The 1,094-nt window shown below is 43.2% G+C and carries 1 protein-coding gene; it reads right to left on the bottom strand.

Annotated elements, in window-relative coordinates:
* Positions 1-1,094, bottom strand: a 1,094-nt coding sequence (locus L654_RS0100205; protein WP_024606907.1) for an FAD-dependent oxidoreductase, incomplete at both ends; no start/stop codon positions are given.

Consider the following 1,094-nt stretch of genomic DNA (forward strand, 5'->3'; position numbering starts at 1 on the left):
CAGCCATGACCGCTGCCGTGTTTAGTTAGTAAGTCATTAAAGCTTTTAATGCTTTCTACTTTTACCATGTGCAGTAGTTCTTGGCGTGAATACGCAAAGTGCTCACATACATGGTTGTTTACTTCAACACCGCGACTTGCTAATTCGTTATCAACAACAGATTTTAATAACGCAGCACAGCCGCCACAGCCGCTTGCTGCTTTAGTGCATGATTTTACTGAGGCTAAATCGCATGAGCCGCCATCAATTGCACCTACAATGTCGCCTTTACTCACATTGTGACACGAACAAATAGTGGCTGTGTCGGGTAGGGCACTGCCAGATAACGACGGCGCGCCGCTGCTGTCTGGTAAAATTAAACACTCAGGGTTTTCTGGTAAGTCCATGTCGTTAAGCATGTACTGCAATAAAGTATCGTAGTCGCTGGTATCGCCAACTAGTACAGCGCCCAGTAATTTATCGCCTTTTTCACTTAGTATGATTTTTTTATAACAGCCGCGAATAGCATCTTGATATATAAGTTCTTTACAGTCTGGCGTTTTTGCGTGAGCGTCGCCAATTGAGCCTACTTCTACACCTAATAACTTAAGTTTTGTGCTCATATCAGCACCTAAAAACTCAAGCTCGCCACCACTTAATTGACTCGCTGCAACGCGCGCCATATTGTAACCTGGTGCAACTAAGCCAAATAGTTTTTTTTCCCACAGGGCACATTCACCAATGGCTAAAATATCAGGATCTGATGTTTGGCATTGGTTATTAATAATAATACCGCCGCGTTCACCGAGTTCTAAATCAGCAATTTTGCCTAGTTGGTCGTACGGGCGAATACCGGCAGAGAACAAAATCAGATCTGTTTCTAAAAGTGACTCGTCCGAAAAATTTAATCTAAAGCGACTGGTTTCGCCTTTTACTATTTCGCTGGTTGCTTTTGATGTGTGTACTGTTACGCCAAGTTTTTCTATTTTATTTTTTAGTAGCGTACCGCCTTGTCCATCAAGTTGAACAGCCATAAGTTGTGGTGCAAATTCAACTACGTGGGTATCAAGCCCTAGTTGCTTGATGGCATTTGCGGCTTCAAGCCCCAACAAACC

The organism is Pseudoalteromonas sp. TAB23, assembly GCF_000498075.1.
GTDB lineage: Bacteria > Pseudomonadota > Gammaproteobacteria > Enterobacterales > Alteromonadaceae > Pseudoalteromonas > Pseudoalteromonas arctica.